A 15,008-nucleotide genomic window follows, 5' to 3' on the forward strand; every position below is an offset into this window, starting at 1 on the left:
ACCATTGGGTGAGAAAATGCCTGACTCCTCGCAACTCGTTATCGGCGCTGATCCGGCCGCGCAACCCATCGCTCAGGCCATGCGCCTGGCCAACCGCCACGGACTGATCGCCGGCGCCACCGGCACTGGTAAAACCGTGACCTTGCAGCGTCTGGCCGAAGCGTTCAGCGATGCCGGTGTGGCGGTGTTCGCCGCCGACATCAAGGGCGACCTGTGCGGCCTCGGCGCCGCTGGCAACCCGCAGGGCAAAGTGGCCGAGCGTATCGCCGGCATGCCCTGGCTCGGTCACACGCCCCAGGCTTATCCCGTCACGCTGTGGGACATTCACGGCGAATCCGGTCATCCGCTGCGCACCACCCTGAGCGAAATGGGCCCGTTGCTGATCGGCAGCCTGCTCGAGCTGACCGACAGTCAGCAGTCGGCGCTGTACGCGGCGTTCAAGGTGGCGGATCGCGAAGGCTTGCTGTTGCTGGATCTCAAGGATCTGAAAGCGCTGCTCAATCACCTCAAGGACAATCCGCAATTACTCGGCGAGGATGCGGCGCTGATGACCACCGGTTCCAGCCAGGCACTGTTACGCCGCTTGGCGACGCTGGAACAGCAGGGCGCCGAAGCGCTGTTCGGCGAGCCGGCGCTGCAACTCGAAGACATTCTGCAACCGGGCGCCGATGGCCGTGGGCGCATCCATTTGCTCGACGCCAGTCGTCTGGTGCACGAGGCGCCGAAGGTCTATGCAACGTTCCTGCTGTGGCTGCTGGCCGAGTTGTTCGAGCAATTGCCCGAGCGCGGCGACGCCGACAAACCGCTATTGGCGCTGTTTTTCGACGAGGCGCATTTGCTCTTCGGCGACACGCCCAAGGCGTTGCAGGAACGCCTGGAGCAAGTGGTGCGCTTGATTCGCTCCAAAGGCGTGGGCGTGTACTTCGTCACTCAGTCGCCAGCGGACCTGCCGGATGACGTGCTGGCGCAGTTGGGCTTGCGTATTCAACACGGCCTGCGTGCGTTTACTGCGAAAGAACAGAAATCCCTGCGCGCAGTGGCGGATGGTTTTCGGCCGAATCCGGCGTTCGACAGCCTGTCGGTGCTCACCGAGCTGGGAATTGGCGAGGCGCTGGTCGGTACCTTGACCGAGAAGGGCACACCGGAAATGGTCCAGCGCGTGCTGGTGGCACCGCCGCAATCGCGGATCGGGCCGTTGACTGCAACCGAGCGCACTGTGCTGATCGGCGGCTCGCCGTTCAAGGGCCGCTATGACAAGCCGATCGATCGTGAGTCGGCCTATGAAATCCTGATGGGACGCAAAGGGCTGGCGCCTGAGGCTGAAACCCCAGCGGGCAAACCAGCGGCCGCAGAGCCAAGCCTCGCTGATCGCGCGGGCGAATTCCTCGGCACGGCGGCAGGGCAGGCACTGAAATCGGCGATGCGTCAGGCCGCTAATAATCTCGGCAAGCAGTTGGTGCGCGGGTTGATGGGGTCGCTGCTCGGCGGCAGCAAGCGCCGCTAAAAGCAAAGATCGCAGCCTTCGGCAGCTCCTACAGTTGAAATGCATTCATTCTGTAGGAGCTGCCGAAGGCTGCGATCTTTTGATTTTGCTTCAGGCTTTACCCTTGGCATGCGCCGCCAACCGCTCCAGCGCCGCGCGCAATCCCGGATCGCTGATGCCGTCGGCCGTCGACTGAATCGTCTCCGCCGCACTGCTCGACAGATCCATCGTGTGCCCAACCGCCCGGTGCTGAATGATCGGCGGGCGCACGCTGAATTTGATCCGGGTCAGGCTGGCGAACTCTTCGAACAATTGCAGCTGCCGTTGCAAGCGTTTCTGCTGATAGCGCAGGCGCGTCGCCCAGTGACCGTCAGTGACCACCAGCGACAGTTCGCCTTCGCGCCACTTGGCCACACGGCAATGCTCGCGGGCGGCCGGTTGCAGCTGGCTTTCGAGCAGACGCTGCAAATGCTCCAGGCGCTGGGCATGGCCGAGGATGGCTTTCAGCGGTTTGGCTTCGCGTAGCAGAACGGCGGGGGCTCTGGCCGTGAGAGGGCGAAACGCCATGATCGAACACCTGAAGTCACAGAGGCGCCATGTTAGCAGAAAGCTGTGGAACCACTGGCCCATTGCTTTTGTCCCTGCTTTGCTCATTAAATCAACGCCTGACTTCTTTCCCTCGACGGGTTGAAGTTGAGCAAAACGCCCCTATTTTAAGTGAGCCCCGTCAAAGCGCAGTGCCAGCATCGTGGAACATCGCCACTTTCCTCACCACCGTTTCCGGGTAGAATGCTCGTTCGCATGCGGCCATGAGGGCTGCACGGGCGACTCACGGGGCCGCCCTCCATCCCTTTAGTGTGGAAGATCCTGCCGATATGTTTGCGCCTTTGTTAAAGAAACTTTTTGGAAGCAAGAACGAGCGTGAAGTCAAACGCATGCTCAAGACGGTGCAGCTCGTCAATGCCTTCGAAGAGCAAATGGTGGCCCTTTCGGACGATCAATTGCGTGCCAAGACCGCCGAGTTCAAGGCCCGTATCGCCAAAGGGGAAACCCTCGACAAGCTGTTGCCGGAAGCCTTTGCCGTCGCCCGCGAGGCCGGCAAGCGTGTAATGGGCATGCGCCACTTCGACGTGCAACTCGTCGGCGGCATGACCCTGCACGAAGGCAAGATCGCCGAAATGCGCACCGGTGAGGGCAAGACCCTCGTGGCCACTTTGGGTGTTTACCTCAACGCATTGTCCGGCAAGGGCGTGCACGTTGTGACCGTGAACGACTACCTGGCCCGCCGTGACGCCAACTGGATGCGCCCGCTGTATGAATTCCTCGGCCTGACCGTCGGCGTCGTGACACCGTTCCAGCCGCCGGAAGAGAAGCGTGCCGCCTACGCCGCCGACATCACCTACGGCACCAACAACGAATTCGGTTTCGACTACCTGCGCGACAACATGGCGTTCAGCATGGATGAAAAATTCCAGCGCGAACTCAACTTTGCCGTGATCGACGAAGTCGACTCCATCCTCATCGACGAAGCGCGTACCCCGCTGATCATTTCCGGTCAGGCCGAGGACAGCTCCAAGCTGTACACCGAGATCAACAAACTGATCCCGCAGCTGGAACTGCATGTTGAAGAAGTCGAAGGCGAAGTCACCAAGGCTGGCCATTACACCGTTGACGAAAAGACCCGTCAGGTCGAACTCAACGAAGCCGGTCACCAGTTCATCGAAGAAATGCTCACCCGCGTCGGCCTGCTGGCCGAAGGCGAGAGCCTGTACTCGGCGCACAACCTGGGCCTGCTGACCCACGTCTATGCCGGTCTGCGTGCGCACAAGCTGTTCAACCGCAACATCGAATACATCGTCCAGGATGGTCAGGTCGTGCTGGTCGACGAACACACCGGTCGTACCATGCCGGGTCGTCGTCTGTCCGAAGGCCTGCACCAGGCGATCGAAGCCAAGGAAGGTCTGAATATCCAGGCCGAGAGCCAGACCCTGGCCTCGACCACCTTCCAGAACTACTTCCGTCTGTACACCAAGCTGTCCGGCATGACCGGTACCGCCGACACCGAAGCCTTCGAATTCCACCAGATCTACGGTCTGGAAGTCATGGTCATTCCGCCGAACAAACCGTTGGCGCGTAAAGACTACAACGACCTGGTGTTCCTCACCGCCGAAGAGAAGTACGCGGCGATCGTCGCGGACATCAAGGAAAGCATGGCGGCCGGTCGTCCGGTGCTGGTGGGTACCGCAACCATCGAAACTTCCGAGCACATGTCCGCATTGCTCGTCAAAGAAGGCATCGAACACAAGGTTCTCAACGCCAAGTTCCACGAAAAAGAAGCTGAAATCATCGCTCAGGCCGGTCGTCCCGGTGCGCTGACCATCGCCACCAACATGGCCGGTCGTGGTACCGACATCCTGTTGGGCGGCAACTGGGAAGTGGAAGTCGCTTCGCTGGAAAACCCGACCCCTGAGCAGATCGCCCAGATCAAGGCCGACTGGCAGAAGCGTCACCAGCAAGTGCTGGAATCCGGCGGCTTGCAGGTAATCGCTTCCGAGCGTCACGAATCGCGCCGTATCGACAACCAGCTGCGTGGCCGTGCCGGCCGCCAGGGCGACGCCGGTTCGAGCCGCTTCTACCTGTCGCTGGAAGACAGCCTGATGCGCATCTTCGCATCCGACCGCGTGAAGAACTTCATGAAAGCCCTGGGCATGCAGCCGGGCGAAGCGATCGAGCACCGCATGGTGACCAACGCGATCGAGAAGGCGCAGCGCAAGGTTGAAGGCCGCAACTTCGACATCCGCAAGCAACTGCTCGAGTTCGACGACGTCAACAACGAACAGCGTAAAGTGATTTATCACATGCGTAACACGTTGCTGGCCGCCGACAACATCGGTGAAACCATCGCCGACTTCCGTCAGGACGTGCTCAACGCCACCGTCAGCGCCCACATTCCGCCGCAATCGCTGCCAGAGCAGTGGGACGTGGCCGGTCTGGAAGCGTCGATCGAAAGCGATTTCGGCGTGAAACTGCCGATCCAGCGATGGCTCGACGAAGACGATCACCTGTACGAAGAAACCCTGCGCGAGAAGCTCATGACCGAGCTGATGGCGGCGTACAACGAGAAAGAAGACCAGGCCGGTGCCGAGGCGCTGCGCTCGTTCGAGAAGCAGATCGTCCTGCGCGTACTCGACGACCTGTGGAAAGACCACCTGTCGACCATGGATCACCTGCGTCACGGTATCCACCTGCGTGGCTATGCGCAGAAGAACCCGAAGCAGGAATACAAGCGCGAGTCGTTCACGCTGTTCTCCGAGCTGCTCGATTCGATCAAGCGCGACTCGATCCGCGTGCTCTCGCACGTTCAGGTACGTCGCGAAGATCCGGAAGCCGAAGAACAACGCCTGCGTCAGGAAGCCGAAGCACTGGCGGCGCGCATGCAGTTCGAACACGCCGAAGCGCCTGGGCTGGATCAGCCGGAAGCCTTGGGTGAAGAGGTCGATGTGGCGCTGGCCACCGCCGCTGCCCCGGTTCGCAACGAACAGAAGCTGGGCCGCAACGAACTGTGCTACTGCGGTTCGGGCAAGAAGTACAAGCATTGCCACGGGCAGATCCAGTAAAACCCGTTTCAATCGCTGAACACCCCGCGCCGCGACCGGCTCCTGCCGTCGCGGCGTTTTGCCATTTATCCCACCGTCCTTTCCCGTGGCGGTGCTGACATCATTGAGTAAGGAGCGCATTCATGGCTGTTGGTCTTGGTCCTTTGCCAACGTTGCACCCGGTTGCCGGTTTTGAACTCGGTATCGCCTCGGCCGGCATCAAGCGCCCGGGGCGCAAGGATGTGGTGGTAATGCGCTGTGCGGAAGGTTCGACGGTGGCTGGCGTGTTTACCCTGAACGCGTTCTGCGCCGCGCCGGTGATCCTCGCAAAAAAGCGCGTGCACAATGCCGTGCGTTACTTGCTGACCAACACTGGCAATGCCAACGCCGGCACCGGCGAACCGGGTCTGGTCGCTGCCGAGCGCACCACTGCCAAACTGGCTGAGCTGACCGGCGTCGACGCCAGCCAGATTCTGCCGTACTCCACCGGTGTGATCGGCGAGCCGCTGCCGGTCGAGAAAATCGAAGGCGCACTGCAAGCCGCGCTGGATGATCTGTCGGAGAATAACTGGGAAGCTGCTGCCACCGGCATCATGACCACCGACACCCTGCCGAAGGGCGCCAGCCGCCAGTTCGAGCATGACGGCGTGACCATCACCGTCACCGGCATCAGCAAGGGCGCCGGGATGATTCGGCCGAACATGGCGACCATGCTCGGTTACATTGCCACTGACGCCAAAGTTTCCCGCGACGTGCTGCACAACCTGATGCTCGACGGCGCCAACAAGTCGTTCAACCGCATCACCATCGACGGCGACACTTCGACCAACGACTGCTGCATGCTGATCGCCACCGGCAAGGCCGCGCTGCCGGAAATCACTCGCGCAGAAGGCGAACTGTTCGCCAAGCTGAAACAAGCGGTGTTCGAAGTCTGCATGGACGTGGCTCAGGCCATCGTGCGTGACGGCGAAGGCGCGACCAAGTTTGTCACTGTTGAAGTGAATGGCGGCGGCAACCATCAGGAATGTCTGGACGTCGGTTATACCGTGGCGCACTCGCCGCTGATCAAGACTGCGCTGTTCGCCTCCGACCCGAACTGGGGGCGCATCCTCGCCGCCGTGGGCCGTGCCGGTGTGCCGGACCTGGACGTGAGCAAGATCGACGTGTTCCTCGGCGACGTGTGCATCGCCAGCCGTGGCGCCCGCGCCGCGACCTATACTGAAGCTCAGGGCTCGGCGGTGATGCAGCAGGAAGAAATCACCATTCGCATCGAACTGGGTCGCGGCGATTGCAGCGAAACCATCTGGACCACCGACCTGTCGCATGAGTACGTGAAGATCAACGCGGAATACCGCACCTGACCTGAAAGGTGGGAGCGGGCTGCTGGCCTCTTCGCGAGCAAGCTCGCTCCCACAGTGGTTACGGCCGTTCACAAATGTTGTGTACACCTCAGAACCTGTGGGAGCGAGCTTGCTCGCGAAAGCGGGGGTTCCGACACAATAATTCTTGAAGTTTCCTCTGACGAAAAGGCGCCACACCATGTCTCTGCACCTGATCATCGGCGACAAACTGCTGTCCTCCTGGTCCCTGCGCGCGGCACTGGCGCTGGAGCTGACCGGTGCACCCTACAGCGAAGAGCTGATCAAGCTCGGCAAGCCCGACACCCGCGAACGCCTGCTCAAGCATTCGCCGACCGGCAAGGTGCCGCTGCTGCAAACCACTCGCGGCACCATCGCCGACTCGCTGGCCATCGCTGAATATCTCGCTGAGCAGTTCCCGTCCGAACAACTCTGGCCGAGCGATACCTTCGCCCGCGCTCAGGCCCGCTCGGCCTGCGCACAAATGCACAGCGGCTTCTTCGCCATGCGCAACCACATGCCGTTCAATCTCAGCCAGGACGCACCGCTGAACCCGGTGCCGCCAGAGGTGAAGGTCGATATCGAACGCATGCTCGCGCTGTGGGCTGAATGCCGCGCGGCAGCCACGGAAGAGGGGCCGTACCTGTTCGGTCGCGTCAGCCTCGCCGATGCCTTTTTCGCGCCGATCGCCGTGCGCCTGCGCACCTATCAGGTGAAGCTGCCGGCAGTTGACGAAGCTTATGTTGAAACTGTCTACCAATGGCCCGCGTTCCAGGCGTGGCAAAAGGCTGGACTGGAGGAATTGAACCCGTGAAACGCGTCCACGTCGCCGCTGCCGTCATTCGTGATGGCGCCGGCAAAATCCTTATCGCCCGTCGCGCTGATACCCAGCATCAGGGCGGGCTGTGGGAGTTCCCCGGTGGCAAGGTCGAGGCTGACGAGTCAGTCGAATCGGCACTGGCTCGCGAGCTGCACGAAGAGCTGGGAATCGTCGTTGATGCTGCCCGTCCGTTGATCAAGGTTCGCCACGACTACCCGGACAAACAGGTGTTGCTGGATGTCTGGGAAGTGTCGGCGTTCAGCGGCGAACCCCATGGTGCTGAAGGCCAGCCACTGGCCTGGGTCAGCGCCAGAGAGCTGATCAACTATGAATTCCCGGCGGCTAACCAGCCAATCGTCGCGGCGGCGCGTTTGCCTGCCGAATACCTGATCACCCCGGAAGATCTCGAAGGCCCGGCCTTGTTGCGGGGGATCCAGAAGGCGATTGCCGGCGGGATCAAACTGATCCAGCTGCGCGCACCAAATGGCTACGACCCGAAATACCGTGATCTGGCGGTGGATGCGGTTGGCCTGTGCGCGGGCAAGGCGCAGTTGATGATCAAAGGGCCGTTCGAATGGCTGGGCGATTTCCCGTCGGCGGGCTGGCACATCACCGCCGCCCAGCTGCGTAAATACGCGGCGGCAGGGCGTCCGTTGCCAGCAGAGCGCTGGCTCGCGGCGTCGTGCCATAACGCTGAAGAGCTGGCGCTGGCAGAGCAGATGGGCGTCGACTTCGTCACCCTGTCGCCGGTGCAACCGACGCTGACGCACCCGGATGCACAGCCATTGGGTTGGGAGCAGGCTGCGGCGTTGATTGACGGCTTCAGCAAGCCGGTGTTTTTGTTGGGCGGGGTTGGCCCGGCGGAGCGCAAGAAGGCTTGGGATGTCGGGGCTCAGGGTGTGGCGGGGATTCGGGCGTTCTGGCCTGATCCAGTGTAAGGGCTACCGGCCTCTTCGCGAGCAGGCTCGCTCCCACAGTGGATTGCATTTCTCCAGTCAGAATGCAGTCAAATGTGGGAGCGAGCCTGCTCGCGAAGGCGCCCTGACAGGCGCTACTTCTTCTCAGGCCTTACCGCCGGCTGCCACAAAATCTCGGCAATCCCCTGCCGCCGCGCGATCAATCGCGCGGCCACAAACAGCAAATCCGACAGCCGATTGATATACGCCAGGCCAACCCCGGCCAACGGCTCGATCGCGTTCAAATGCTGACACCGCCGCTCGGCACTCCTCGCCAGACTGCGGCAGACATGCGCTTGCGCAATCAACATCGAGCCGCCGGGCAGGATGAAGTTCTCCAGCGGCCCGAGCTCTTCATTCCAGATATCGATCGCCGCTTCCAGCCGCTGGATTTCAGCCTCGTTCAACGCCTGATATTCCGGCATTGCCAGCTCACCGCCCAGATCAAACAAGCGATGCTGACACGGCGCCAATACCTCGATCAGCTCATTCAGCCCAGGAAATGCCTCTCGCTCGGCAATCAATCCGGCGAGCAACACGCCGACCTGACTGTTCAGCGTATCGACCTCGCCAATCGCCTCGATGCGCGGGTGATCCTTGGGTACACGGCGGCCGTCGCCGAGGCCGGTCTCGCCTTTGTCGCCGGTGCGGGTGTAGATCTTCGACAAGCGAAAGCCCATGGGTTACCTCGGTAGTGAATTGGTTTCGGTGGTCAACGGCGCCGGTTGCACCAGCGGCAGACGCAGGGTAAAGCAAGTGCCCTGGCCGGGAGCCGACTGCACTTCCATCTGGCCTTTGTGGTTGTTGGTGATGATGAAGTACGACACCGACAGGCCAAGCCCCGTGCCCTGGCCGATTTCCTTGGTAGTGAAGAACGGTTCGAAGGTGCGTTTGCGCACGTTTTCGCTCATGCCGATGCCATTGTCCTCGACCTGAATCTCGGCCCACGGCGGATTGAGTCGGGTGCGCAAAATGATCCGCCCCGGTTCGCTGTCGTCTTCGCGCTGATGAATCGCCTGGGCGGCGTTTTTCAGCAGATTGAGCAGCACCTGTTCCAGTTCGTTGGCGGTGCCCGGCACCGGGCCCAGGGCCGGGTCGAACTGGCGGATGATGGCCTGGCCTTTGAAGTCGAAACCAATGGCCAGGTCGAAATCATTGCCGGCGATCTCAACGGCCTGATCGATCAGCGCCGGCAGATCGCACGGCGCCATTTGCCGGGTGCTGCGGCGGCTGAAGCTGAGCATGTGCGTGACGATCTTCGCCGCGCGGGCGCCGGCCTGTTGAATGCCATCGAGCAATTGCGGGACTTCGCGACCCTGCAAATAACGATTGACCGCATCCAGCTCAATGCCCAGTTGTTCGGCGGTCTCGATGTTCTTCGGCAGATCCGCCGACAGACGCCGGCGAATGTTCTGCACGTTGTGCAGGATCGCGCCGAGCGGGTTGTTGATTTCGTGAGCCATGCCGGCCGCGAGGCCACCGACCGAGAGCATCTTCTCCGACTGCACCATCATTTCTTCCAGCGACAGGCGCTGGGTGATGTCGTCGATACGGATCACCACGCCACGCCCGGCACCGCCCATCAGCGGATAAAACGTCAGTGCGTAATGCTTCGGTTCATCGTCCTTGAACCAGGTCACCCGATCGACTTTGGCCACGGTGTGCTGCTCGACGGTGGCCTTGAGCTGCGGCAAAAAAGGCTTGAGCGGTTCGAAGGCGAGGAAGATCGGCTGGTTCAGTGCCTCGTCCAGACGCGTGCCGGACAGGGCGCTGGCCTCCTGGTTCCACTGGGTGACGTAAAGCTGCTCGTCGAGGGCGATCAGCGCTGAAGGCATCGAGTCGATAATGCTGTTGAGGTAATTCTGGAAGCCGGTGAGTTTCTTCTCGATCTTGCTGCGCACCTGGACTTCCAGCTCCAGTTTGCGATTGGTGTGGCGGGTTTCCTCGGCCAGCCCCTGCGCCTGATCGTAGGCGGCTTGCGAGTCATCACGGGCGCGTTTGAGCTGCTGCTCGCGGGCTTCGATGCGCGAGAGCATGGTATTGAACGCCTCGGCCAGACTGCCGATTTCGTCGTGATTGCCACGTGCAGCGCGCAGGGCGTAGTTTTCTTCGCGGGTGACCTGCCGGGACAGCTCCTCGAGCTGATGAATGGGGCGGGTGATCAAGCGCTTGATCTGCCGCGCAATCACCAGCCACAACAATACGCTGAAGATCAGGATGCCGAGGCTGGCGGTCAGGGTTCCGGTATAGAAAGCCATCGGCAGTTCGCTGCTGGCGACCAGCAACAGATGGCCCGGCGCAGTACCGGGGCGTGGCAGGGTGATCAGTTGATTGCTGCGAAATTCGGTGAGTTGCCAGGCTTCGACATGGCGATAGCGCTCGGGCAGGCTGAGCTTTTCACCGCGCTGCACCTGCGCCAGACGTTCGCCCTTGCCGTCGTAAAGGGCGGCGGCACGCAACGGAGAATAACTGTCGAGTTCCTTGAGCAGGCGCTCGGCGCTGCGCGGCGACTCCAGCGCGTCGCTGACCAGACTCGGATTGGCGATCAGCCGGCCGATGGTCTGCAGGGCCTGTGGCGCCATGCTTTCCTGGGAAATGTAGTAGGCGGCGCTGATAAAGGTCAGGTTGGCGACCAGCAGAACCGTGGTCAACAACACCAGCAGGGCGGCCAGCAGTTTCTGGCCGACCGGCAGGTTTTCGAGGCGCTGGCGCAATGGCATCAGGTTTATCGCAGCAGGGGAACAAGCCATCAGCCTAGCGGCTGCTCAGTCGCTGGGCAATCCACGCTTGCGCAGATGAGCCACCAGACGTTGCTGTAACTGCTGCAGGTGCGGCAGGTGCAACTGATGGCGCTCAGCGATTTTGCAGGCGTGGCCCAACAGATAGCTGATTTCGGTGCGGCGCTGGTTGGCGACGTCCTGATACATCGAAGAGTAATTGGCGGCGGTGGCGTGGATCACCCGTTCGACCTCCGCTTGCAGATTGTCCGCCGCTGCCGGCTGACCACAGCGTTCGAGCAGTTCAGTCAGTTCGGCGCAGAGCGTGGCGACTTCGCAGTGATGCGCTGTCAGCCCGCCGTTACGGCAGTCGTGGAGCACGGTCAGCGGGTTGATCGCGCAGTTCAGCGCCAGTTTGCGCCACAGCCGAGTGAGGATATCAGGGCTCCATTCATGGGGAATGTTTGCCGCTTGCAGATCGTCGAGCCAGACGGGTGCCAGCGGATTGCCGATATCGCCCAGCCAGTTGAAACCGTGGCCGGCGAACACCACGCGCCAATCGCCGTCGCGAAACGCGCCCTCGGTGCTGGATGCGCTGATGCAGCGCGCTTGCGGCACCCGCGCGGCCACGGCGTCCTGACTGCCCAGACCGTTTTGCAGGAGGATCAATTCGGCATCCGGAGCGAGGCGTGAAGCGAGGCGGGCGACGGCCTCTTCGGCGTCATAGGCCTTGCACGCGACCAGCAGACGGCGAATCGGCTCGGGGCTGTCCGGGGTTTCGCCGGGAACTGCATAGATATGAGCTTGTCCGTTTTCTACCAGGGTTAATCCGCCCACTGCCTCGTAGCTTTGCAAGCGCGCCGCGTCACGGAGGATCAGCCGCACGGGCAGGCCGGCGCGGGCCAGACGTGTCGCCCAGAGTGTGCCGAGACTGCCGGCGCCCAGTACATGCCAGATCGTCGACATCAGTTTTTTGCTCGATTGCTTGCAGGCATGTGCGGCTCGCCGTATCGGTAGGAAAAGACCCGTTATAATGAGCCCGATTTTAACCGCAAGCCAAGCGCGCTCCATCCACATCGAGCGCGCCTTTTTATTGGAGAGATTACATGCCGTCGTTCGACGTGGTATCCGAACTGGACAAACACGAACTCACCAACGCGGTCGAGAACGCCGTGAAGGAACTCGATCGTCGTTATGACCTGAAAGGCAAAGGCAGCTTCGAGTTCAAGGAAAAAGACCTGACCGTCAGCCTCACTGCCGAAGCCGCTTTCCAGCTCGAAGCGATGATCGAAATACTCAAGCTGGCGCTGACCAAGCGCAAGATCGACGTGCAGTGCCTTGAGGTCAAGGACGCTTACGCTTCGGGCAAACTGATGAAGCAGGACGCCATTCTCAAGGAAGGCATCGACAAAGAACTGGCGAAGAAGATCGTTGGCCACATCAAGGAAGCCAAGCTCAAGGTCCAGGCTGCCATTCAGGGCGAGCAGGTGCGTGTCACCGGCAAGAAGCGCGACGACCTGCAGGAAGCCATCGCGGCCCTGCGTGCCAAGGAATTCGGCATGCCGCTGCAGTTCAACAACTTCCGCGACTAAGCTTGGTCTGAAGGCTATGTGGGAGCGAGCCTGCTCGCGAATGCGGTGTTTCATTCAGCGATGAGTTGACTGACAAACCGCTTTCGCGAGCAAGCTCGCTCCCACATTTTTTGTGTACACCCCGGGAAGCCGGAAATCAGGAGATAGAACATGGATTTGAATGCTGAAGTGGACCACCTGGTCAAGGCGTCCCAGGCGTGGATCCCGATGATCATGGAATACGGCAGCCGCGTGCTGCTGGCAGTGATTACCCTGGCGATCGGCTGGTGGCTGATCAACAAGGTCACGCAAAAACTCGGCGGTCTGCTGGCCCTGCGCAATGCCGATCTGGCGCTGCAAGGCTTTATCAGCAGCCTGGCCAACATCATTCTCAAGGTGCTGCTGATTGTCAGCGTCGCGTCGATGATCGGCGTCGAAACCACCTCGTTCGTCGCGGCCATCGGTGCTGCGGGTCTGGCGATCGGTCTGGCTTTGCAGGGCAGCCTGGCGAACTTCGCTGGCGGCGTGCTGATTCTGCTGTTCCGCCCGTTCCGCATCGGTGACTGGATCGAAGCCCAAGGCGTGGCGGGTACCGTCGACAGCATCCAGATCTTCCATACCGTGCTGCGCACCGGCGACAACAAGACGATCATCGTGCCCAACGGTAATCTGTCGAACGGCATCATCACCAATACCAACCGTCAGCCAACCCGCAAAGTCGTGTTTGATGTCGGCGTTGATTACGAGGCAGATCTGCAGAAGGCCCGTCAGGTGTTGCTGGATCTGGCCAAGGATGCCCGCGTGATGCAGGACCCGGAGCCACAAGCGGTGATCTCGACACTGGGCGACAGTTCGATCACGGTTTCCCTGCGTGTCTGGGTTAAAACTGCAGATTATTGGGATGTGATGTTCATGTTTAATGAACAGGCGCGAGACCGTTTGAAGGCTGCCGGTATTGATATTCCATTTCCGCAGCGAGTTATACGCGTTGTTCAGGAATCGGCGACACAATGATAGGTTGCTAGCTAAGTAATTGCTTTGGTAGCCAGACTCTTAATCAAGTGGCAGGCAATAAAAAGGCCCATCGGAAGATGGGCCTTTTTTTATGCTTTGAAACTAACCACTGACGATTACAAGATGTTCAGCGGGTACTCGGTGATCAGGCGGAACTCTTTGACATCGCCTTCACCTTCGTCAGCGTTGGCAACGTGCCAGGCTTGACGAATACGGAAGGAGAGATCTTTGGCCGGGCCGCTCTGAACAACGTACTTGGCTTCAAAGTTGGTTTCGTGGTGTTTGCCATCTTCACCATACAGACCGGCGTACGCGCTGCCCGCTGGAGTGTTGGTGCCGTCGATATCCCAACCTTTGACGTAACGAACCATGAAGCTCAGGCCAGGAACGCCGTACTCGGCCATTTTCAGGTCGTAACGGGCTTGAACGGATTTCTCGCCTGCGCCGTTGAAGTCAGAGTACTGGATGGAGTTGGCGAGGAAGATCGAGTCGCCACCACGGTTGTTCTTGCCCACGCCGATGTAGTCGAACGGGGTGTCGCCGTTGACCTTCTGGAAGGCCAGGGTAAAGGTGTGCGCTTTGAGGAACGACAAAGCGGTTGCCAGCGAGAACGTGGTGTTGCTGATGTCACCCGCTTCGGCACTACCGGTGTCGGTGGTGCGATAGATGTTGAAGTCGGTGTTCAGCGAAGTGTCACCACCGAACGGAGTGGTGAGGTTCACGTTGGCGTAGTACTGGTTCCAGATGTCTTCCAGCTTGGCGCCGTACAGCGATGCACTGAGGTTGTCAGTGATCGAGTACTTGCCGCCGAAGTAGTCGATATTGTTCGCTTCAACACCGGCATAGGTAGCGTAAAGGCCACCATCGCGGGCGTTCTTGTCCTGGCTGGAGCCGGAGTAGAAGTGGCCGGCTTCGAGGTCAAGGTCTTTTACTTCGCTGCTCTGCAACTGGAAGCCAGTGGCAGTTTGCGGAAGGATACGGGAACCGCCGACTGCGAACACTGGAGAGGTGCTTGGCTGCATGTCGCCGAATTTCAGTTCGGTCTTGGAGACACGGAACTTGATGGAAGCGCCTGCCTTGCCCTGACTGTCGTTGACGTCGCGAGCATAGCCGTTGGCCTTGACGGTATCGCTACGGCTCATGTTGCCAGTACCGGAAGTACCGTCACCGCCATCCAGTTTCAGCGCCAGATAGCCGTATGCATCAATACCTACACCCACGGTGCCTTGGGTATAACCGGAGGTGAAGTTGCCGAGGAAGCCCTGGGTCCAGTCTTTCTGGTCGCGGCCACCGTTCTTGTTGTCGCGGTTGAAGTAGTAGTTCTTCAACGTCTCGGTGAGTTTCGCGTCTTCAACGAAACCTTTGGCTTCTGCCTGGTCACTAACAAACGGGGCGGCCGTAGCCAACTGCGAACTGGCTGCTGCTGCAACTGCCAGTGCGATCATGCTCCACTTCATCACGCGCATCGTGATTTGCTCCTTTGGTTTTAGAAG

Annotated in this window: 12 protein-coding genes; 7 read left to right on the forward strand and 5 right to left on the reverse strand. The window is 60.5% G+C overall.

Going from position 1 to position 15,008, the window contains the following annotated elements; all coding sequences use genetic code 11:
• Positions 1 to 16: 16 nt before the first annotated feature.
• Entirely contained in the window at positions 17 to 1,504 is a 1,488-nt protein-coding gene (locus AC0Z4S_RS14120) for a helicase HerA-like domain-containing protein (RefSeq protein WP_485623455.1), read from the forward strand.
• Between the two features lie 90 nt (positions 1,505 to 1,594).
• On the opposite strand, the gene AC0Z4S_RS14125 is transcribed toward AC0Z4S_RS14120, so the two are convergent.
• Positions 1,595 to 2,050 (reverse strand): DUF721 domain-containing protein, encoded by a 456-nt coding sequence (locus tag AC0Z4S_RS14125; RefSeq protein WP_253504809.1) that lies wholly within the window; start codon positions 2,048 to 2,050, stop codon positions 1,595 to 1,597.
• A 308-nt stretch (positions 2,051 to 2,358) separates the two neighbouring features.
• Here AC0Z4S_RS14125 and secA point away from each other — a divergent pair, with 308 nt between their 5' ends.
• The 4 genes from secA (at position 2,359) to AC0Z4S_RS14145 (ending at position 8,195) form a co-directional block, all read left to right on the forward strand.
• Positions 2,359 to 5,100, forward strand: coding sequence for a preprotein translocase subunit SecA (gene secA, locus AC0Z4S_RS14130; RefSeq protein ID WP_485623457.1), 2,742 nt, complete (start codon positions 2,359 to 2,361; stop codon positions 5,098 to 5,100).
• 122 nt (positions 5,101 to 5,222) lie between these two features.
• Positions 5,223 to 6,440 (forward strand): bifunctional glutamate N-acetyltransferase/amino-acid acetyltransferase ArgJ, encoded by a 1,218-nt coding sequence (gene argJ, locus AC0Z4S_RS14135; protein WP_485623459.1) that lies wholly within the window; start codon positions 5,223 to 5,225, stop codon positions 6,438 to 6,440.
• 178 nt (positions 6,441 to 6,618) lie between these two features.
• Positions 6,619 to 7,251: a glutathione S-transferase family protein gene (locus AC0Z4S_RS14140; RefSeq protein ID WP_485623461.1), complete on the forward strand. Its 633-nt coding sequence runs from the start codon at positions 6,619 to 6,621 to the stop codon at positions 7,249 to 7,251.
• Positions 7,248 to 8,195: a Nudix family hydrolase gene (locus AC0Z4S_RS14145; protein WP_485623463.1), complete on the forward strand. Its 948-nt coding sequence runs from the start codon at positions 7,248 to 7,250 to the stop codon at positions 8,193 to 8,195. Before AC0Z4S_RS14140 ends, AC0Z4S_RS14145 begins: the two co-directional genes overlap by 4 nt.
• Before the next feature lie 113 nt (positions 8,196 to 8,308).
• On the opposite strand, the gene AC0Z4S_RS14150 is transcribed toward AC0Z4S_RS14145, so the two are convergent.
• Genes AC0Z4S_RS14150 through AC0Z4S_RS14160 form a run of 3 tightly spaced genes read right to left on the reverse strand, consistent with a single transcriptional unit; the run spans position 8,309 to position 11,896 of the window.
• Positions 8,309 to 8,893 carry a cob(I)yrinic acid a,c-diamide adenosyltransferase gene (locus tag AC0Z4S_RS14150; RefSeq protein ID WP_485623465.1) on the reverse strand — a complete coding sequence of 195 codons (585 nt, stop codon included), beginning with the start codon at positions 8,891 to 8,893 and terminating at the stop codon, positions 8,309 to 8,311.
• A 3-nt stretch (positions 8,894 to 8,896) separates the two neighbouring features.
• Entirely contained in the window at positions 8,897 to 10,933 is a 2,037-nt protein-coding gene (locus tag AC0Z4S_RS14155; protein WP_485623467.1) for a sensor histidine kinase, read from the reverse strand.
• Between the two features lie 45 nt (positions 10,934 to 10,978).
• Positions 10,979 to 11,896 (reverse strand): putative 2-dehydropantoate 2-reductase, encoded by a 918-nt coding sequence (locus AC0Z4S_RS14160; RefSeq protein WP_485623469.1) that lies wholly within the window; start codon positions 11,894 to 11,896, stop codon positions 10,979 to 10,981.
• A 140-nt stretch (positions 11,897 to 12,036) separates the two neighbouring features.
• Here AC0Z4S_RS14160 and AC0Z4S_RS14165 point away from each other — a divergent pair, with 140 nt between their 5' ends.
• The gene (locus AC0Z4S_RS14165) at positions 12,037 to 12,522 is read left to right on the forward strand and encodes a YajQ family cyclic di-GMP-binding protein (protein WP_016773491.1); all 486 of its coding nucleotides are present in this window, start codon (positions 12,037 to 12,039) and stop codon (positions 12,520 to 12,522) included.
• A 150-nt stretch (positions 12,523 to 12,672) separates the two neighbouring features.
• Positions 12,673 to 13,515, forward strand: a complete 843-nt coding sequence (locus AC0Z4S_RS14170; protein WP_042607295.1) for a mechanosensitive ion channel family protein — start codon at positions 12,673 to 12,675, stop codon at positions 13,513 to 13,515.
• A 116-nt stretch (positions 13,516 to 13,631) separates the two neighbouring features.
• On the opposite strand, the gene AC0Z4S_RS14175 is transcribed toward AC0Z4S_RS14170, so the two are convergent.
• Positions 13,632 to 14,981: an OprD family porin gene (locus AC0Z4S_RS14175; RefSeq protein ID WP_471878004.1), complete on the reverse strand. Its 1,350-nt coding sequence runs from the start codon at positions 14,979 to 14,981 to the stop codon at positions 13,632 to 13,634.
• Between the last annotated feature and the right edge of the window lie 27 nt (positions 14,982 to 15,008).

The organism is Pseudomonas sp. 1L-B-1-E-C1, from assembly GCF_057291835.1.

Bases quoted from the DNA above. Each gene is read 5' to 3' on its own strand.
- AC0Z4S_RS14160 (WP_485623469.1), bottom strand. From the start codon at position 11,896: ATGTCGACGATCTGGCATGTACTGGGCGCCGGCAGTCTCGGCACACTC.
- AC0Z4S_RS14165 (WP_016773491.1), top strand. From the start codon at position 12,037: ATGCCGTCGTTCGACGTGGTATCCGAACTGGACAAACACGAACTCACC.
- AC0Z4S_RS14170 (WP_042607295.1), top strand. From the start codon at position 12,673: ATGGATTTGAATGCTGAAGTGGACCACCTGGTCAAGGCGTCCCAGGCG.
- AC0Z4S_RS14120 (WP_485623455.1), top strand. From the start codon at position 17: ATGCCTGACTCCTCGCAACTCGTTATCGGCGCTGATCCGGCCGCGCAA.
- AC0Z4S_RS14175 (WP_471878004.1), bottom strand. From the start codon at position 14,981: ATGCGCGTGATGAAGTGGAGCATGATCGCACTGGCAGTTGCAGCAGCA.
- argJ (WP_485623459.1), top strand. From the start codon at position 5,223: ATGGCTGTTGGTCTTGGTCCTTTGCCAACGTTGCACCCGGTTGCCGGT.
- AC0Z4S_RS14155 (WP_485623467.1), bottom strand. From the start codon at position 10,933: ATGCCATTGCGCCAGCGCCTCGAAAACCTGCCGGTCGGCCAGAAACTG.
- secA (WP_485623457.1), top strand. From the start codon at position 2,359: ATGTTTGCGCCTTTGTTAAAGAAACTTTTTGGAAGCAAGAACGAGCGT.
- AC0Z4S_RS14125 (WP_253504809.1), bottom strand. From the start codon at position 2,050: ATGGCGTTTCGCCCTCTCACGGCCAGAGCCCCCGCCGTTCTGCTACGC.
- AC0Z4S_RS14140 (WP_485623461.1), top strand. From the start codon at position 6,619: ATGTCTCTGCACCTGATCATCGGCGACAAACTGCTGTCCTCCTGGTCC.
- AC0Z4S_RS14150 (WP_485623465.1), bottom strand. From the start codon at position 8,893: ATGGGCTTTCGCTTGTCGAAGATCTACACCCGCACCGGCGACAAAGGC.